Source organism: Alcaligenes parafaecalis (assembly GCF_026344135.1).
GTDB classification, from domain to species: Bacteria; Pseudomonadota; Gammaproteobacteria; order Burkholderiales; family Burkholderiaceae_B; genus Alcaligenes; species Alcaligenes parafaecalis.
This window is the reverse complement of record NZ_JAPKNA010000005.1, coordinates 116,191-131,960: the sequence shown is the minus strand read 5'-3', so window position 1 is coordinate 131,960 and position 15,770 is coordinate 116,191. Positions and strand designations below refer to the sequence as shown.

Genomic DNA, 15,770 nt, shown 5'->3' with positions numbered 1-15,770 from the left:
GGTGTTTTGCCTGTTTTTGCTCTGGCTGCGGCCGGTTCGGGCCGAGCATCCCTACAATTGGAACATAAATCGATTGTTGGGGCAGAAACTGTCGTTTATTTGAAACCTTGCAGGCTGCTTGGCAGAGTCTGAAAGCTCACGACACTAGCTGGCATCCGCATCCGCATCCGCATCCGCATCCGCATCCAGCCTCGGCTCGTTACTTAGTTGTTCGGGCCTTGGTCTGCAGGTAGCGGGAAGCGTTGAGCCCAGGCGCTGATGGCCTGGCTCCAGAATTCGTCCAAGGTGTTCGCCGCCAAGGGAGCAAAACCCAGAAAGGCCCAGACCCGGTTCAGGGTTTCCAGTGGATGGTCCAAATCAAAGGCCGGGGCATGGTTCTGCTTGGAGAGCTTGCGGCCTTGCTCATCGCAGGCCAGCGGCACGTGCAGAGTGCGCGGGACAGGCAGGCCCAGAATGCCTTGCAGGACGCGCTGGCGGGCGGTGGAGCTGAGCAAGTCGGCTCCCCTGACCACATCGGTGATCTGGCTGTCTGCATCGTCGATGACCACCACAAACTGATAGGCCCAGAGCTTGTCTGCCCGTTTGAGGATGTAGTCGCCCACTTCCTTGGCGACGTCCTGTTGCTGTGGCCCTGCCCAGCGGTCAGTGAAGTGCTCGATACCCTGGGGTACCCGCAGGCGCCAGGCGCGTACCGTACGATCCGCAGGGATGCCGTGACGGCAGGTGCCTACATAGGGGTGTTCGGACGAATCCGGGGCGATGGGCAGGGAGGCCGCCAGAATCTCCTGGCGGGTGCAGGCGCAGCCGTAAACCAGATCCTGCTCGTGCAGGCGGTCAAAGACGTCCTGATAGCGGGCCAGCCGCTGGCTTTGCCACAGTACGTCACCATCCCAGTGCATGCCCAGACCCTGCAACTGCTGCATGATGATCTGGTCAGCCCCGGGGACGACGCGCGGCGTGTCTATATCTTCAATACGCAGCAGCCAGCGCCCGTGTTGGGCGCGTGCATCCAGATAGCTGGCCATAGCGGCAACCAGCGAACCCTCGTGCAAGGGACCACTGGGGCTAGGCGCAAAGCGACCACAGTAAGGGGTAAGGGGCTGGGCGGTCATGAGTCGTTCTTAACGGCAAGAGCCCCTGGGTGGGGGCTCTTGTTTGTGCGACTTTACGCCTATTTTTCCAGCCCGGCAATGCGTTTTGCACGGGCTGGAGGGGAGGAGTTTTAGCTCTCCATCGTGACCAGTTCTGCGCCTTCGGGCACTTGATCGCCCACCGCAAAGAACAGCTCGGCCACAGTGCCATCGGCAGGTGCCTGAATGGAGTGTTCCATTTTCATGGCCTCCATCACCAACAGCACATCGCCCTGTTTGACGATGGTGCCGGGCTCCACATTCAGGGCAATAATCTTGCCCGGCATGGGAGCGGTCAGGCGGCCACCGTGGGCTTCCTGGCTGTTGGTTCCGGCACTGGCCAGGGTGTCGACCACGGCCAGGGTCCAGTCCGAACCGGCCTGGGCAACTTGCAGATGGTCGCCATCTTGCAGCACCTGGGCGCGGTACTCGACCTGATCCAGCCACAGACGCAAGGTCAGAGTTTTAGCCAGACCAGCCCTTGCCTCGGCTTGCCAGCGCAGTGCGTGTTGGGTTTCGCCCAACGTGATCTGCCACTGGTTCTCACGACGTTGCAGCACAACTTCGTGGGCTTGCTCGCCCAGTTGCAAGGCCACTTTCTGATCGTAGTCCCCGCTTAGACGCCAGGCGTCATGTACCGCCCACGGGTCGGAGTTGGGGGCTTGCCCGCTCATACCTTGGTGAGTCAGCACGGCGCAGGCGGCAAAAGCCAGTACAGAAGCCGGAACGTCCTGATTGCTGGGGAACAGCGCCTCGTGACGGCGTGGGATCAGGCCCGTATCCAGATCGGCCTGGGCAAAGGCTTCATCGCCCAGCAGGCGTTGCAGGAAGGTCTTGTTGGTGTGTACACCGGCCACCTGAGTGTCAGCTAGCGTGCGAATCAGGCGACGACGAGCCTGTTCACGATCAGCACCATGGGTGATGACCTTGGCGATCATGGGATCGTAGAAGGGGCTGATGACGCTGCCTTCACGCACACCGCTGTCAATACGCACATCACCGGAGGTAAAGGACGCATGGGCGGGGTACTGCAAGCTGCGCAGCGTACCGATGGAGGGCAGAAAGTCCTTATCGGGGTTTTCTGCGTAGATACGAACCTCGATGGCGTGGCCATTGATGCTCAGCTCGTCCTGTTTGGCTGGCAAAGGCTGGCCATCGGCCACACGCAACTGCCATTCGACCAGATCGTGGCCGGTAATCAGTTCGGTGACGGGGTGTTCCACCTGCAGACGGGTATTCATTTCCATGAAGTAGAAACGCCCGTCCTGCTCGGCAATAAATTCCACCGTGCCTGCACCCACATAGTTCACGGCGCGGGCCGCTGCAATGGCGGCTTCACCCATGGCCTGGCGACGCTCGGGCGTCATGCCGGGGGCGGGAGCTTCTTCAATCACTTTCTGGTGACGGCGCTGTACCGAGCAATCGCGCTCGAACAGGTACACGTACTCACCATGTTGGTCACCAAAGACCTGGATTTCGATATGGCGTGGCTTGGTGATATAGCGTTCGATCAGCACGCGGTCGTCGCTAAAGCTGCTTGCGGCTTCGCGCTGGCAAGAGCGCAAGGCTTCCAGGAACGCGCCGGACTCTTCCACAATACGCATGCCCTTGCCGCCACCGCCAGCACTGGCCTTGATCAGCACGGGGTAGCCGATCTGGTCGGCTTGCTGGTGCAGAAAGTCGGGGTCCTGGTTGTCGCCGTGGTAGCCGGGCACCAAAGGCACACCAGCTTTTTCCATCAGGGATTTGGCGGCGGACTTGCTGCCCATGGCCGCAATGGCTTGAGCGGGTGGGCCTACAAAAATAATGCCGGCTTCTTCACAAGCGCGAGCAAAGTGCTCGTTCTCGGACAGAAAACCATAGCCAGGGTGGATCGCGTTCGCGCCAGTGGCACGAGCGGCTTCCAGAATGGCGTCGATCTTCAAGTAACTGTCGCGTGGCTCGGGGCCACCGATGCGCACGGCTTGATCACAAGCACGTACGTGCTGGGCGTCGGCGTCCGCGTCGGAGTAAACCGCAACGGTACGCAGTCCCAGGCTGCGGGCAGTGGCGGCCACCCGGCAGGCAATTTCACCGCGATTGGCTATCAGCAGGGTCTGAAACACAGTGTCTCCTTGTCTTACATGCGGAACACGCCAAAGCGGGTGTCTTCAATAGGGGCGTTCAAGGCGGCGGACAGGCCCAGGGCCAGAACGCGCCGGGTGTCCGAAGGCTGGATGATGCCGTCATCCCACAGACGCGCAGTGGCGTAGTAGGGGTGGCCTTCATGTTCGTATTGTTCGCGGATGGGGGCCTTGAAGGCTTCTTCTTCCTCGGCGCTCCAGCTTTGGCCACGGGCTTCCAGACCATCACGGCGCACGGTGGCCAGCACGCTGGCAGCCTGCTCACCACCCATGACCGAGATACGGGCATTGGGCCAGAGGAACAGCAGTCGCGGGCTGAAGGCACGGCCACACATACCGTAGTTACCGGCACCAAAGGAGCCGCCCAGAATCACGGTGAACTTGGGTACAGCCGCGGTAGATACGGCGGTGACCAGCTTGGCGCCATGACGGGCAATCCCTTCGTTTTCGTACTTGCGGCCCACCATGAAGCCGGTGATGTTTTGCAGAAACACCAGGGGCGTCTTGCGCTGGCAGCACAGTTCGATGAAGTGCGCGCCCTTCTGGGCCGCTTCCGAGAACAGAATGCCGTTATTGGCGATGATGCCCACGGGCATGCCGTGAATATGGGCAAAGCCGGTCACCAGCGTGGTACCAAAGCGGGCCTTGAATTCATCAAAATCCGAGTCATCCACAATGCGAGCGATCACTTCGCGCACATCGTAGGGCTTGCGGGTGTCGGCAGGGATGATGCCGTTGAGCTCTTGCGGGTCGTAACGTGGCTCGCGAACTTCTTTCAGCGGCCAGGGCAGTTTTTTCTCGCGGTTCAGGCGGCCGACGCAGCGGCGTGCCAGTTCCAGTGCATGCAGATCGTTCTCGGCCAGATGGTCGGCCACGCCGGACAGACGGGTGTGCACATCGCCACCGCCCAGATCTTCAGCGCTGACTTCTTCACCTGTTGCGGCTTTCACCAGTGGCGGGCCACCCAGGAAGATGGTGCCTTGGTCGCGCACGATGATGGACTCATCGCTCATGGCCGGAACATAGGCACCGCCAGCGGTACACGAACCCATCACCACGGCGATCTGTGCAATACCCTGGGCCGACATATTGGCCTGGTTGTAGAAGATGCGGCCAAAGTGGTCACGATCCGGGAATACGTCTTCCTGGTTGGGCAGGTTGGCGCCACCCGAGTCGACCAGGTACACGCAAGGCAGATTGTTCTGTTGGGCAACTTCCTGGGCACGCAAATGCTTTTTGACGGTTAGCGGGTAATAGGTGCCGCCTTTAACCGTTGCATCGTTGCACACCACTACGCATTCAATGCCTGCAATGCGGCCAATGCCCGTGATGATGCCCGCGCCCGGTGACTCGTTGTTATACACATCCTGAGCCGCCAGGGGGGACAACTCCAGAAAAGGAGTGCCGGGGTCCAGCAGGCGCTCGACACGCTCGCGGGGCAGCAGTTTGCCGCGTCCCACATGGCGTTGCCGGGAGGATTCCGATCCGCCCAATGCGGTTGTCTGTAGCTTTTGGCGCAGATCAAGGATCAGGGCCTGCATGATCGAGGCGTTGTCCTGAAATTCTTGGGAACGCGGATTGATGCGGGATTCAATAACTGACATGGCGTGCCTGGAAAGAGAACAGAGAAAAGCCCATAAAATCAGCCGGGCCGCAGCCCGGCTGATGAGCTTGCTTTAAACCAGCTCGACGGCCAGGGCGACAGCTTCGCCACCGCCAATGCACAGCGAGGCAATACCGCGCTTGCCGCCGGTCTTGCGCAGTGCGCCGATCAAGGTTGCCAGGAGGCGAGCACCCGATGCACCGATGGGGTGACCCAGGGCAGTGGCACCGCCGTGGATGTTGACCTTGTCGTGCGGGATGTTCAGCTCTTTCATGGCCGCCATGGTGACCACGGCAAAGGCTTCGTTGATCTCGAACAGGTCGACATCGGCCACGCTCCAGCCGGTTTTATCCAGCAGTTTCTGGATAGCGGCTACCGGTGCGGTCGTGAACCAGGCGGGTTCATGGGCGTGCTGGGTGTGAGCCACAATGCGCGCCAATGGGGTTGCGCCCAGTTCTTTGGCCTTGTCTTCGGTGGTGATGACCATGGCGGCAGCACCGTCCGAGATGGACGAGGCGTTGGCAGCGGTAATCGTGCCGTCTTTCTTGAAGGCAGGACGCAGCGTAGGGATTTTCTCGGGCATGGCTTTGGCAGGGGCTTCGTCCTTGGCAATGACGACGTCGCCTTTACGGCCAGCAATGGTGACCGGGGCAATTTCCCATTCAAAGCTGCCGTCATCGCTGGCTTGGCGAGCGCGGCGCAGCGATTCCAGCGCGTAAGCATCTTGCTCTTCGCGGCTGAATTCGTATTTGCTGGCGCAATCTTCAGCGAACACACCCATGGCGGTGCCACGGCTGTACGCATCTTCCAGACCGTCCATGGCCATGTGGTCATACACAGTGGAGTGACCGTAGCGGTAGCCTTCGCGGCCCTTGAGCAGCAGGTAAGGGGCATTGCTCATGCTTTCCTGACCGCCTGCCACCACCACATCGACGCTGCCCGCTTTGAGCAGGTCGTGGGCAAACATGGCGGCTTTCAGGCCCGAACCACATACTTTATGAATGGTGGTGCATGCCACACCCTGGGGCAGACCGGCACCCAATGCCGCCTGGCGAGCGGGCGCCTGGCCCTGACCGGCTTGCAGCACGTTACCCATGATCACTTCGTCGACTTTGTCGGCTTGGATGCCGGAGCGCTCCACGGCCGCCTTGATGGCGACGGCGCCCAGTTCGTGGGCGGCCAGATCAGACAGGCTACCCATCATGCCGCCCATAGGCGTACGGGCGATCGAGACGATGACAACGGAATTAGTCATGAAAGACTCCTGGTTGCAAAGAGGAGACCGGCGCGCGTTTGGCAAACTCATGCAACTGCCGATCTTTGTTATACGGAAAAATATTTTCGATCCGACCTTGCGTTACTCGCAAGCGGCACTGAGTCCACCATTCAGGCTCCAGCAGTTCTGCGTGGTGGGCCATGAAGGCTTTGCGGATGCGCGGGTCGGTCAATAGAAAGTAGCCGAATTCTTCGGGAAATACATCGTTCGGGCCGATGGGATACCAAGGCTCGCTGGCCATTTCGGCCTCTTCATTGGGCGCTGGTGGAATCACGCGGAAATTCATCTCGCGCATGTGCTGGATTTCGTCGTAGTCATAGAAGACGACGCGGCCCAGACGGGTCACCCCAAAGTTTTTGAACAGCATGTCGCCCGGGAAGATGTCGGCGGCAGCCAGTTCCCGGATGGCCTTGCCGTATTGCTCCACGGCGGCATTCAGGGCGGGGTCGCTGGCTTTGTTCAGATACAGGTTCAGCGGGGTCATGCGCCGTTCAATGTAGACGTGACGCAGCAAGATGGTGTCTTCGGACTCTTCCAGCAGGCTGGGCACTTCGCGGCGCAATTCTTCCAGCAAAGCCGGAGAAAAACGGTCTTTGGGCAAGGCAACCTGAGCGTAGTCCCAGGTGTCCGCCATGCGCCCGACGCGGTCGTGCTTTTTAACAAGCTGGTATTTGCTGCGTACCGTGGCGTGGTCCATGCCCTGCTTTTGAATGCGGTCACGAATCAGCTTGAACACATAGGGATAGGACGGCAGGGTGAATACTGTCATCACCATACCGGCAATACCGGGTGCCAGATCAAAGTGATCGTGCGAGTGCGACAGGTGATGCAGAAAGTCGCGGTAGAACAGGGTCTTGCCTTGCTTTTGCAGACCGATGGCGGTGTACAGCTCGGCCTTGGGTTTGCGGGGCAGCAGGCTGGACAGGAAGTCCACATAAGCCGACGGCGCTTCCATATCGACCAGAAAATAGGCGCGGGTAAAGCTGAACAGCGTGGACAGGTCGTCCGTGGTGTGCAGCAAGGCGTCTATATACAAGTGTCCTGAGGGGCGATGCAGGATGGCAATCGAGAACGGCAGCACTTCACCCTGATTGATCAGGCGGCCCACGACGTAAGCCCCCTTGTTGCGGAAAAACAGGGAGTTCAGCACCTGAATCTGGCAATCCGAGCCGATGCGCGAGCCATAGCCTCGTGGCAGACGGCGGCACAGTTGGCGCACGGCCATGCGGGCCAGCGTACGCACATCGCGTGGCAAATCGGCAAAGGGAGCGGCCAGACCGAAGTCGGCCAGCATATAGGTCAGGCTGGCTTCCAGACCTTCTTCGGTAGGGTAATAGACCCGATACGAAGGCAACGCGCCATCCAGATAGTCTGTGGCAACGGCTGGGCGCACAAAAATGAATTCGTTGCGGAAGTAGTGCCGGTGCAGCACGCGGCAGGAGACGGAATTAAAGAAGGTCTCCGCACATTCTGGCTGACGGTGGCCCGAGAGCAGACGTACAAATTCAGCCTTGGCCTGCAACCAGAGCTGTTGCTGGGCATCGTCCAGATGCGCCGGGCTGGCCGGATCGGGCTGATGCAAGCGCAGCGTCTGGCTGAGCATGGATGCGCATTCGCGCACCCGCGTGGCGTAGTACTCGATACGTTCGCGTGACAGTTGCTGGATACCATGCCAGTCGCCCGATTCGTATAAAGACTTGGCGCGCTGGGCGCTGTAGCGAAACAGCGCATAGTGGCGATTAAAACCGTCCAGCATGGCCTGGGCCACCTGGACAGCCGTCAAACCCGGTTTGTGAACCGGGGTAATGACCGTGGTTTCGCCAAAATCAGGGTTAGACATGCCTCTGCCTTTTTAGGCGGTTTCGGCGAACAGTTCGCGGCCGATCAGCATGCGGCGGATTTCACTGGTGCCCGCGCCGATCTCGTACAGCTTGGCATCGCGCCACAGGCGGCCTGTGGGGAACTCGTTGATGTAGCCGTTACCACCCAGAATCTGGATGCCTTCACCGGCCATCCAGGTGGCTTTTTCAGCGCTGTACAAGATAGCGGCTGCACAGTCTTTGCGCACAGACCGCACATGGTCGGAACCCAGACGGTCCAGATTCTTGCCTACGGCATAGCACAGGGCACGGCTGGCTTGCAGGGTGGTGTACATATCGGCCACCTTGCCTTGAATCAACTGGAATTCGCCAATGGCCTGGCCGAACTGCTTGCGGTCGTGGATGTAAGGGACAACCACATCCATGACGGCTTGCATGATGCCCAGTGGGCCACCGGCCAGCACGGCGCGTTCGTAATCCAGGCCGGACATCAGCACTTTGACGCCACCATTGAGTTGGCCCAGCACGTTTTCTTCAGGCACTTCACAGTCCTGGAATACCAGCTCGCCTGTGTGGCTGCCGCGCATGCCTAACTTGTCCAGCTTTTGGGCGACGGAAAAACCGGGGAAATCTTTTTCGATCAGGAAGGCGGTAATGCCGCGCGAACCAGCTTGTGGGTCGGTCTTGGCGTACACCACCAGGGTGTCAGCGTCCGGGCCGTTGGTAATCCACATTTTGGAGCCGTTCAGCACATAGCGATCGCCCTTCTTTTCGGCACGCAGCTTCATGCTGACCACGTCAGAACCGGCGCCCGGCTCGCTCATGGCCAAAGCACCAATGTGCTCGCCGCTGATCAGTTTGGGCAGGTATTTTTGTTTTTGCGCTTCGGTGCCGTTGCGGTTGATCTGGTTCACACATAGATTGGAGTGGGCACCGTAGGACAGGGCCACCGAGGCGCTGGCACGCGAGATTTCTTCCATGGCGATCATGTGCGCCAGGTAACCCAGGTTGGCACCACCGTATTCTTCGCTGACGGTCATGCCCAGCAAACCCATCTCACCGAATTTCTTCCACAAGTGCATGGGGAACTGGTCGTCGTGATCCAACTGAGCCGCTAAGGGGGCAATTTCGGCCTGGGAGAAGTCGGCGACAGCGTCGCGCAGCATGTCCAGGTCGGAGCCAAGATCGAAATTCAGGCCGGGCAGGCTCATGAGACACTCCGTGGAAATAAATGGGTTGTGGAATTGTATTTATATTACGTTTACGTAAACGTCATATATATGGGTTTTCCCTTATCGGGCTTCGGTTTTCAGTTGTTCGCTCATGTTGTGACAGATGTCGAGCTGGTCCTGGATTTCCTGCAAGGTCTGGTCCAGGTCCTGTCGCTGACGCTCCAGGCGCAGGCGATGCTCATTCAGAACCTCCTGATAGTGCTTAAGCTGGGAGGCCGTGTCCATCGGGGATTCATACATATTGATCAGCCGCAGAATCTCCGATAACTGCAGCCCCAGCCTTTTGCCGCGCAGGGCCAGCTTCAGGCGTGCGCGATCGCGGGGCTGATAAATGCGCTGAGTACCTTGGCGCAGCGGGCTCAAAATTCCTTGATCTTCATAGAAGCGCAGGGTGCGGGGCGTGATGCCAAACTCGTGCGCCAGATCCGATATTGTCCAGGTTGTCGTTGTCATTTTTAGTGTGATTTACGTAAACGTAAACTATCATGCCATAGAGCCGGGGTGCGAACTAGGGCCTTTTAGTATGGTCTGCCCTTACGCCCTACAAGAGCCATTCATTGGAGCGAGCATGAATCCTAACGAACAAAAATTGAATTATCCCTGGGCAGATACCCTGCCCCCAGCGGGCGGCAGCCTGGAAGTCGCACCGGGGGTGCGCTGGCTGCGCATGCCTTTGCCCTTTGCGCTGGATCACATCAATTTGTGGCTATTGCGCGACCAAATCGATGGGCGCGATGGCTGGACGATTGTGGACTGTGGTGTCGCTCGCCCCGAAGTGCGCGAGCTGTGGGAACAGGTTTTTCAGAATGAGCTGGACGGTTTGCCGGTGCTGCGTGTGATCGTCACGCACATGCACCCGGATCATGTTGGCTTGGCGGACTGGTTGTGCCAGCGCTGGGATGCGCCGCTGTGGATCAGCATGACCGATTACGCAACCGCCAAGCTGTGGTCCGGTGCAGGTGGACGTCAGACAGGTGCAGAAGCAGGTGGTCCCAACGGTGTCGCGGCTGAAGCGCACTTTGTTCGTCACGGTTTGCAGGATGAAAAAGCTCGCGAGCAGATTCGCAGCCGGGGCGATTACTATCCTTCGATGGTGCCTTCGGTGCCCGAGCGTTTTGTGCGTTTGATGGATGGTCAGCGCGTGGTGATTGCCGGTCGCCCCTGGCGCTTGATTGTGGGTTACGGCCATGCTCCCGAGCATATGTCCCTGTACTGCGAAGAGCTGAAAGTGCTGATCTCCGGTGACATGCTCTTGCCACGTATCTCCACCAATATCAGCGTGTTCGATACCGAGCCTTTCGCTAATCCGCTGCCCTTGTACCTGAACTCCCTGCTGTCCTATCAGGATCTGGCCCCGGACACCCTGGTGCTGCCTTCGCACGGCAAGCCTTTCCGTGGCATGCATGAACGTATCCGCCAGCAGCAGGAGCACCACGCCGATCGTCTGGAAGAAGTCCTGGAAGCCTGCGCCCAGCCCTGTACTGCTGCGGATATTCTGCCCGTGCTGTTTCACCGCAAGCTGGACTCCCATCAGATGACCTTTGCCATGGGCGAGGCGATTGCTCACCTGCACGCCTTGTTCTTTGATGATCGTCTGCGCCGTGAAATGGGCGAGGATGGCGTGTACCGCTTCCAGCGGATTTAAGCGCTGAACCGCTTGTGCCGCCCTCTTAATAAGGGGGCGCAATATAGCGAAAAGGACTTAGGCGACTGAGCATCATGGCCTGTGGTAGCGTAGAGCTTTTCTTGCTACCGCCTGCCGACACTATGAGCTCTGATCTCGCCCTGGATACCGCCCTGCAACACACTGGTCTGGCACCATTTGACCCGCATACGGATGCGGCACCGGTGGCTGTGCCCATCATGCGCACCAGCACGGTGCGCTTTCGCAATCTGGATGCTTTGGACCGGGCACAGGCGGATAAGGCCGATCCTGAAAAACGGTCGGTGACCTATGGGCGCTCCGGCATGGATACCCATGCGGCGCTGGAGCAGGTGTTCTGTCAGTTGGAGTCTGCCACCCAGGCCTTGCTGGCACCGTCGGGCATGGCCGCGATCACCCTGGGTCTGTTGGCCTTGCTGGATTCTGGCGATCACGTGCTGATTGCCGACAGTGCTTACGGTCCGGTGCGCTATCTGGAAAAAACCGTGCTGCGCCGTATGGGCATACAGGCCACGTTTTGTGCGCCCACCCCCGAGGAAATGTCCCGTCATCTGCAAGACAACACCCGCATGGTGTATGTGGAATCGCCCGGTTCTTTGCTGATGCAGATGCTGGACATGCCTGCCTTGGCCGAGTTTGGCCGCAAGCATAATCTGCTGCTGGTTACGGACAATACCTGGGGCTCGGGCTATATCTATCGCCCGCTGGAGCTGGGTTTTGATGTGTCCATTGTGGCGGGTACCAAGTACGTGGCGGGCCATTCCGATTTGATGCTGGGGGCTGTGATGTCGGCAGACCCGGCCATCAACAAGCGCTTGCACGACAATCACTATGCTCTGGGCTTTTCTATCAGTGCGGACGATGCCTGGCTGGCCTTGCGCGGTGTGCGCACCTTGCCTATCCGTATGCGTGAAAGTGCAGCCAATGCCTTGAAGGTTTGCCAGTTTCTGGATAGTCGTCCTGAAGTTACTCGTATTTATCATCCGGCCTGGCCTCAAGATCCCGGCCATGCGCTGTGGCAGCGCGACTGCACAGGCTCGAATGGCATGTTGTCGGTGCAGCTACGCATGAGCAATGCCCAGGCTCGTGTGTTTGTGGATGCCCTGACGCTGTTTGGCATCGGCTTTTCCTGGGGCGGCTTTGAGAGCCTGGTGCAGTTGGTGGATACCGCATTCTTAAGCGGCCACAGCTATTGGAAAGAAAGCCAGGACAGTCTGGTGCGCCTGCATATTGGCCTGGAATCAACGCACGATTTATATGCTGACCTGACGCAGGCCTTCGAGAAAGCGGCGCACGTTTAAGCCCCGCTATTACTACTTCAGGCAATGTGCAAACCTGGCCTATACCGTCCTGTTCCCTGTGTGTCAGGTACGCGTCATGCAGACGGCACCGCAGGCTGAAGCCTTGGCGGGGACCTTGAATGTGGCGGCGGCCAATGCGGGCACGGGGCTGGGGGCGATATTGGGTGGGGCGATGATTGCCCAAAGTGGTTTGCTGGCTGCTGTCTTGACGGCGGCGGCCTTGGCGCTGTTGAGCGGCGTTCTGGCTATGGGGTGGCGGCGATTACGCGCTTGATGCAGGAACCTTCGTTTTTTGATGGTTTGCCAGACCGAATGTCAGTCATTGCCAAGCAGGAACAAACAACAAGCCTGGAAACGAAAAGGGCCCTCAAAACCGGAACGAATCCAGTCTTGAGGGCCCTTGGCTGTATGGCTCAGCCAGACCGCTAATTAGCGATTGGTGACCATTTTCACCAGTTCTTGAGCCTTGGTGATGCTTTCGTCGTAGCCATTTGCCAAGGCAGGCGAGGTCACAAACTTGCCACCCACGGCCAGGCTAGGAGTGCCCTGGATCTGGTAGGTATTGGACAGTTCGTTGGCCTTGTTGGCTTTGGTCTGTACGCCAAAAGAATTGAAGGTCTGCTCGAAGCGGGCCTTGTCCACGCCTTGCTGGGCTGCCCAGGCCGTGATGGTCTTGGCATCAAAAATGCGTTCGCGCTTTTGGTGAATCGCTTCAAACACCTTGGGATGCAGGTCCAGACGGTCCATGGCTTCCAGGGTGTAGTACAGCTTTTGCAGGTCGGTCATACCGGCATTGAAGGCGACCGGCACACGGCGCAGCACGACATTGTCGGGCAGGCTCTTGGCCCAGGCTTCGACTTTGGGTTCCAGAATGGCGCAGTGTGGGCAGCTATAGGAGAAGAACTCCAGCACTTCGGTTTTACCGACGCTGTCCGAGGGCTGAGCCGCAGGCAGGGTGACGTAGCCTTGGTCGGCTTGTTGAGCCAGCGCGCTGGTGGCGGGCAACAAAGTCGCCCCAGCCAACAGACTGGCACCGACCAGGGATCGTACAAACAATGCGTTCAGCTTCATGAATCAATTTCCTTAAGGGGGAAGATGAGGTCTATGACCTGTGCAATGGCGGAAAAGTTCACCTTCGGGCTGCCTTTGGCACAAATTGCTTAGGGCCGTACCACCGATGTATCAATTTTTTCCTCTGCCAGACGGCTGCGAGCCCGGTTCATTTCGTCTATGCCCTTGAAAGGGCCCATGCGCACCCGGTTTACGGTGCTGCCGTTGACCTGAGCGCTTTGCACCGATGCGTCAAAGCCCAACATCAGCAAGCGTGCCTTCATGGCTTCTGCATCCGCATTGTTGCGGAACGCACCTGCTTGCAGGTAGTAGGGGGTGGACGTGGCTGGTTTTGCGGCAGCCGGGGGTGCAGCAGGAGCCGGTGTGGCCGGTTTGCTGGCGGTTGGTGCCTGAGTGCTTGGGGCAGCAGGTGGGCTGGCAGGAGCCGTGACGGCCTGTGCTGCCGGAGTCGTATTTCGCGTCTCTGGCAGGCGTGCCGGTTCTGTGCCCATCGATGGCAAGGTGGCAATCAGGTCACCCAGGGCATCTGGAGCAGCAGTCTTGGGAATACTGGGCAAATTGGCAGGAGGCAAGGTCAGGCCGGGAATGGCGTCGATGGCGGGGGGCGGAGTCTGCCCCGCCGAACTGCCATACAGGTCCCGGTTCGGGTCCAGCAGGTCTCGCCCTTCGGGCAAGTCAACGGTGGGCTTGTCCCGGCTGGCCTTGTCCACAAAGGGCATGGGCACTTTGGTGACAAACAGGGCAACGGCTACTGCCGCGCCCAGACCCAGAATCAGGCCAATCAGAATGCCGGTATAAGTACTGCCGGAACTACTGGATTTTTTACGTGCTCTTGCCATATCTGCCTATGGATTTACATGCGGTCGGGTGCGGATACACCCAACAGGCTCAGACCATTGCGGATGACCTGGGCGCAGGCCTGAGCCAGACGCAGACGGGCCAGACGCAAGGCGGTGTCGTCTACCGACACGCGCTCGGCGTTGTACCAGGAATGGAAGTCCGAGGCGCAGTCGCGCAGCCAGAAGGCAATGTGGTGGGGGGCCAGTTCGCGAGCGGACTGGGCCAGCACATCGGGGTATTCGGACAGACGCTGCATCAGGGCGATTTCAGTGGGGGCGGTCAAGGGCGAGATGTCGGCCTGAGGCACCTGGTCCAGCAGCTCGGCCGACTGGTTCACCACGGAGTTAATGCGGGCGTGAGCGTACTGGATGTAGTAAACCGGGTTCTCTTCGCTCTTGGACAGAGCCAGGTCGATATCGAATACGAATTCGGAGTCGGCACGGCGCTGGATCAGGAAAAAGCGCACAGCGTCCTGGCCTACCCATTCGATCAGGTCGCGCAAGGTGACGTAGCTGCCTGCGCGCTTGGAAATCTTCACTTCCTGGCCATTGCGCATGACTTTGACCATCTTGTGCAGGATGTAAGCCGGGAATTCCTTGGGAATACCCAGACCCAGACCTTGCAGGCCAGCGCGTACGCGGGCAATGGTGCCGTGGTGATCAGAGCCCTGAATGTTGATGGCGTGGTGGAAACCGCGCTCCCACTTGGCCACGTGGTAGGCCACGTCCGGCACGAAGTAGGTGTAGCCGCCTTCGGATTTGCGCATCACGCGGTCTTTGTCGTCGCCTGTGCCCAGTTCGGTAGTGCGCAGCCACAGTGCGCCGTCCAGCTCGTAGGTGTGACCGGCGTCGATCAGGGCCTGCACGGTTTTTTCAACCTTGCCGGAGGTGTACAGCGAGCTTTCCAGGTAGAAGTTGTCGAACTTCAGGCCGAAAGCCTGCAAGTCCAGATCCTGCTCGCGGCGCAGGTAGGCCACGGCAAAGCGGCGAATGTCTTCCAGATTGTCCAGATCACCACTGGCGGTCACGGACTGACCGTCGGCGGCCTGAACCGTTGCTCCGGCTTGATAGTCGCGGGCAATGTCCAGAATGTAGTCGCCCTTGTAGCCGTCGGCGGGGAACTGCTCGCTATCGGGTTCGATGCCACGAGCACGGGCATGAACGCTGGTGGTCAGGTTGTCGATCTGGTTACCGGCGTCGTTGTAGTAGAACTCGCGGGTAACGTCGTAGCCTTGGGAACTGAACACGCGGCACAGGGAGTCGCCCAGTGCTGCTTGGCGGGCATGGCCCACGTGCAAGGGGCCGGTCGGGTTGGCCGACACGAACTCCACCATCAGTTTTTCCTGAGTCGGAGCAACGTGGCCGAAGTTATCGCCCTGCTCGGCAATCGTCTTCAGAACGGCCTGGTGCGTGGCGGTGGACAGACGGAAGTTGATAAAGCCCGGGCCTGCGATTTCCGCGCCTGCCAGCAAAGCGGCGGCGTTCGGATCGGCCAGGAGGGTATCAACGATTTGCTGAGCCAGCTCGCGCGGGTTGCGACCGGCTGGTTTGGCCAATTGCATGGCAATATTGCACGCAGCATCACCGTGCGCAGCCACTTTGGGGCGCTCCAGCGTGATGTTGGGTTCAGCCTCGGGCAAAATGGCGCGGACGGCAGCCTGAAGGCAGGCGATTAATTGAGATTGTTGCTCAGCAAGCATAGGAAAGGTCTG

13 protein-coding genes are annotated in these 15,770 nt (G+C 59.3%); 3 read left to right on the top strand and 10 right to left on the bottom strand.

Annotation, left to right across the window (positions count from 1 at the left end):
- Nucleotides 1-203: 203 nt before the first annotated feature.
- From gluQRS to OSH09_RS15440, 7 genes are all read right to left on the bottom strand, one after another.
- Nucleotides 204-1,112: a tRNA glutamyl-Q(34) synthetase GluQRS gene (gene gluQRS, locus OSH09_RS15470; RefSeq protein WP_266121497.1), complete on the bottom strand. Its 909-nt coding sequence runs from the start codon at nucleotides 1,110-1,112 to the stop codon at nucleotides 204-206.
- Nucleotides 1,113-1,222: 110 nt separating this feature from the next.
- The gene (locus tag OSH09_RS15465; protein ID WP_266121496.1) at nucleotides 1,223-3,235 is read right to left on the bottom strand and encodes an acetyl/propionyl/methylcrotonyl-CoA carboxylase subunit alpha; all 2,013 of its coding nucleotides are present in this window, start codon (nucleotides 3,233-3,235) and stop codon (nucleotides 1,223-1,225) included.
- Between the two features lie 14 nt (nucleotides 3,236-3,249).
- A complete protein-coding gene (locus tag OSH09_RS15460; protein ID WP_266121495.1) occupies nucleotides 3,250-4,857 on the bottom strand; it encodes a carboxyl transferase domain-containing protein in 1,608 nt (535 codons plus the stop codon).
- A 72-nt stretch (nucleotides 4,858-4,929) separates the two neighbouring features.
- Entirely contained in the window at nucleotides 4,930-6,111 is a 1,182-nt protein-coding gene (locus OSH09_RS15455) for an acetyl-CoA C-acyltransferase (RefSeq protein ID WP_266121494.1), read from the bottom strand.
- Nucleotides 6,104-7,972, bottom strand: coding sequence for a bifunctional isocitrate dehydrogenase kinase/phosphatase (gene aceK / locus OSH09_RS15450; protein WP_266121493.1), 1,869 nt, complete (start codon nucleotides 7,970-7,972; stop codon nucleotides 6,104-6,106). Before aceK ends, OSH09_RS15455 begins: the two co-directional genes overlap by 8 nt.
- A gap of 12 nt (nucleotides 7,973-7,984) precedes the next feature.
- Nucleotides 7,985-9,163, bottom strand: coding sequence for an isovaleryl-CoA dehydrogenase (locus tag OSH09_RS15445; RefSeq protein WP_222669290.1), 1,179 nt, complete (start codon nucleotides 9,161-9,163; stop codon nucleotides 7,985-7,987).
- An 81-nt stretch (nucleotides 9,164-9,244) separates the two neighbouring features.
- On the bottom strand, nucleotides 9,245-9,637 hold the full coding sequence (locus OSH09_RS15440) for a MerR family transcriptional regulator (RefSeq protein ID WP_207872823.1): 393 nt from the start codon (nucleotides 9,635-9,637) through the stop codon (nucleotides 9,245-9,247).
- A 115-nt stretch (nucleotides 9,638-9,752) separates the two neighbouring features.
- Between OSH09_RS15440 and OSH09_RS15435 the strand changes: the two genes are divergently transcribed.
- From OSH09_RS15435 to OSH09_RS15425, 3 genes are all read left to right on the top strand, one after another.
- Nucleotides 9,753-10,829, top strand: coding sequence for an MBL fold metallo-hydrolase (locus OSH09_RS15435; protein WP_207872824.1), 1,077 nt, complete (start codon nucleotides 9,753-9,755; stop codon nucleotides 10,827-10,829).
- Between the two features lie 122 nt (nucleotides 10,830-10,951).
- Entirely contained in the window at nucleotides 10,952-12,148 is a 1,197-nt protein-coding gene (gene metC / locus OSH09_RS15430) for a cystathionine beta-lyase (protein WP_266121492.1), read from the top strand.
- Between the two features lie 76 nt (nucleotides 12,149-12,224).
- Nucleotides 12,225-12,422, top strand: a complete 198-nt coding sequence (locus tag OSH09_RS15425) for a hypothetical protein (protein ID WP_266121491.1) — start codon at nucleotides 12,225-12,227, stop codon at nucleotides 12,420-12,422.
- A 155-nt stretch (nucleotides 12,423-12,577) separates the two neighbouring features.
- On the opposite strand, the gene OSH09_RS15420 is transcribed toward OSH09_RS15425, so the two are convergent.
- The 3 genes from OSH09_RS15420 to argS form a co-directional block, all read right to left on the bottom strand.
- On the bottom strand, nucleotides 12,578-13,219 hold the full coding sequence (locus OSH09_RS15420; protein WP_207872828.1) for a thiol:disulfide interchange protein DsbA/DsbL: 642 nt from the start codon (nucleotides 13,217-13,219) through the stop codon (nucleotides 12,578-12,580).
- A gap of 89 nt (nucleotides 13,220-13,308) precedes the next feature.
- Complete coding sequence (locus tag OSH09_RS15415; protein ID WP_266121490.1) at nucleotides 13,309-14,058, bottom strand: SPOR domain-containing protein; 750 nt, start codon at nucleotides 14,056-14,058, stop codon at nucleotides 13,309-13,311.
- A 14-nt stretch (nucleotides 14,059-14,072) separates the two neighbouring features.
- The gene (gene argS / locus OSH09_RS15410; protein ID WP_266121489.1) at nucleotides 14,073-15,758 is read right to left on the bottom strand and encodes an arginine--tRNA ligase; all 1,686 of its coding nucleotides are present in this window, start codon (nucleotides 15,756-15,758) and stop codon (nucleotides 14,073-14,075) included.
- Nucleotides 15,759-15,770 lie beyond the last annotated feature (12 nt).

Bases quoted from the DNA above. Each gene is read 5' to 3' on its own strand.
- gluQRS (WP_266121497.1), bottom strand. From the start codon at position 1,112: ATGACCGCCCAGCCCCTTACCCCTTACTGTGGTCGCTTTGCGCCTAGC.
- OSH09_RS15460 (WP_266121495.1), bottom strand. From the start codon at position 4,857: ATGTCAGTTATTGAATCCCGCATCAATCCGCGTTCCCAAGAATTTCAG.
- OSH09_RS15455 (WP_266121494.1), bottom strand. From the start codon at position 6,111: ATGACTAATTCCGTTGTCATCGTCTCGATCGCCCGTACGCCTATGGGC.
- aceK (WP_266121493.1), bottom strand. From the start codon at position 7,972: ATGTCTAACCCTGATTTTGGCGAAACCACGGTCATTACCCCGGTTCAC.
- OSH09_RS15445 (WP_222669290.1), bottom strand. From the start codon at position 9,163: ATGAGCCTGCCCGGCCTGAATTTCGATCTTGGCTCCGACCTGGACATG.
- OSH09_RS15440 (WP_207872823.1), bottom strand. From the start codon at position 9,637: ATGACAACGACAACCTGGACAATATCGGATCTGGCGCACGAGTTTGGC.
- OSH09_RS15435 (WP_207872824.1), top strand. From the start codon at position 9,753: ATGAATCCTAACGAACAAAAATTGAATTATCCCTGGGCAGATACCCTG.
- metC (WP_266121492.1), top strand. From the start codon at position 10,952: ATGAGCTCTGATCTCGCCCTGGATACCGCCCTGCAACACACTGGTCTG.
- OSH09_RS15425 (WP_266121491.1), top strand. From the start codon at position 12,225: ATGCAGACGGCACCGCAGGCTGAAGCCTTGGCGGGGACCTTGAATGTG.
- OSH09_RS15420 (WP_207872828.1), bottom strand. From the start codon at position 13,219: ATGAAGCTGAACGCATTGTTTGTACGATCCCTGGTCGGTGCCAGTCTG.
- OSH09_RS15415 (WP_266121490.1), bottom strand. From the start codon at position 14,058: ATGGCAAGAGCACGTAAAAAATCCAGTAGTTCCGGCAGTACTTATACC.
- argS (WP_266121489.1), bottom strand. From the start codon at position 15,758: ATGCTTGCTGAGCAACAATCTCAATTAATCGCCTGCCTTCAGGCTGCC.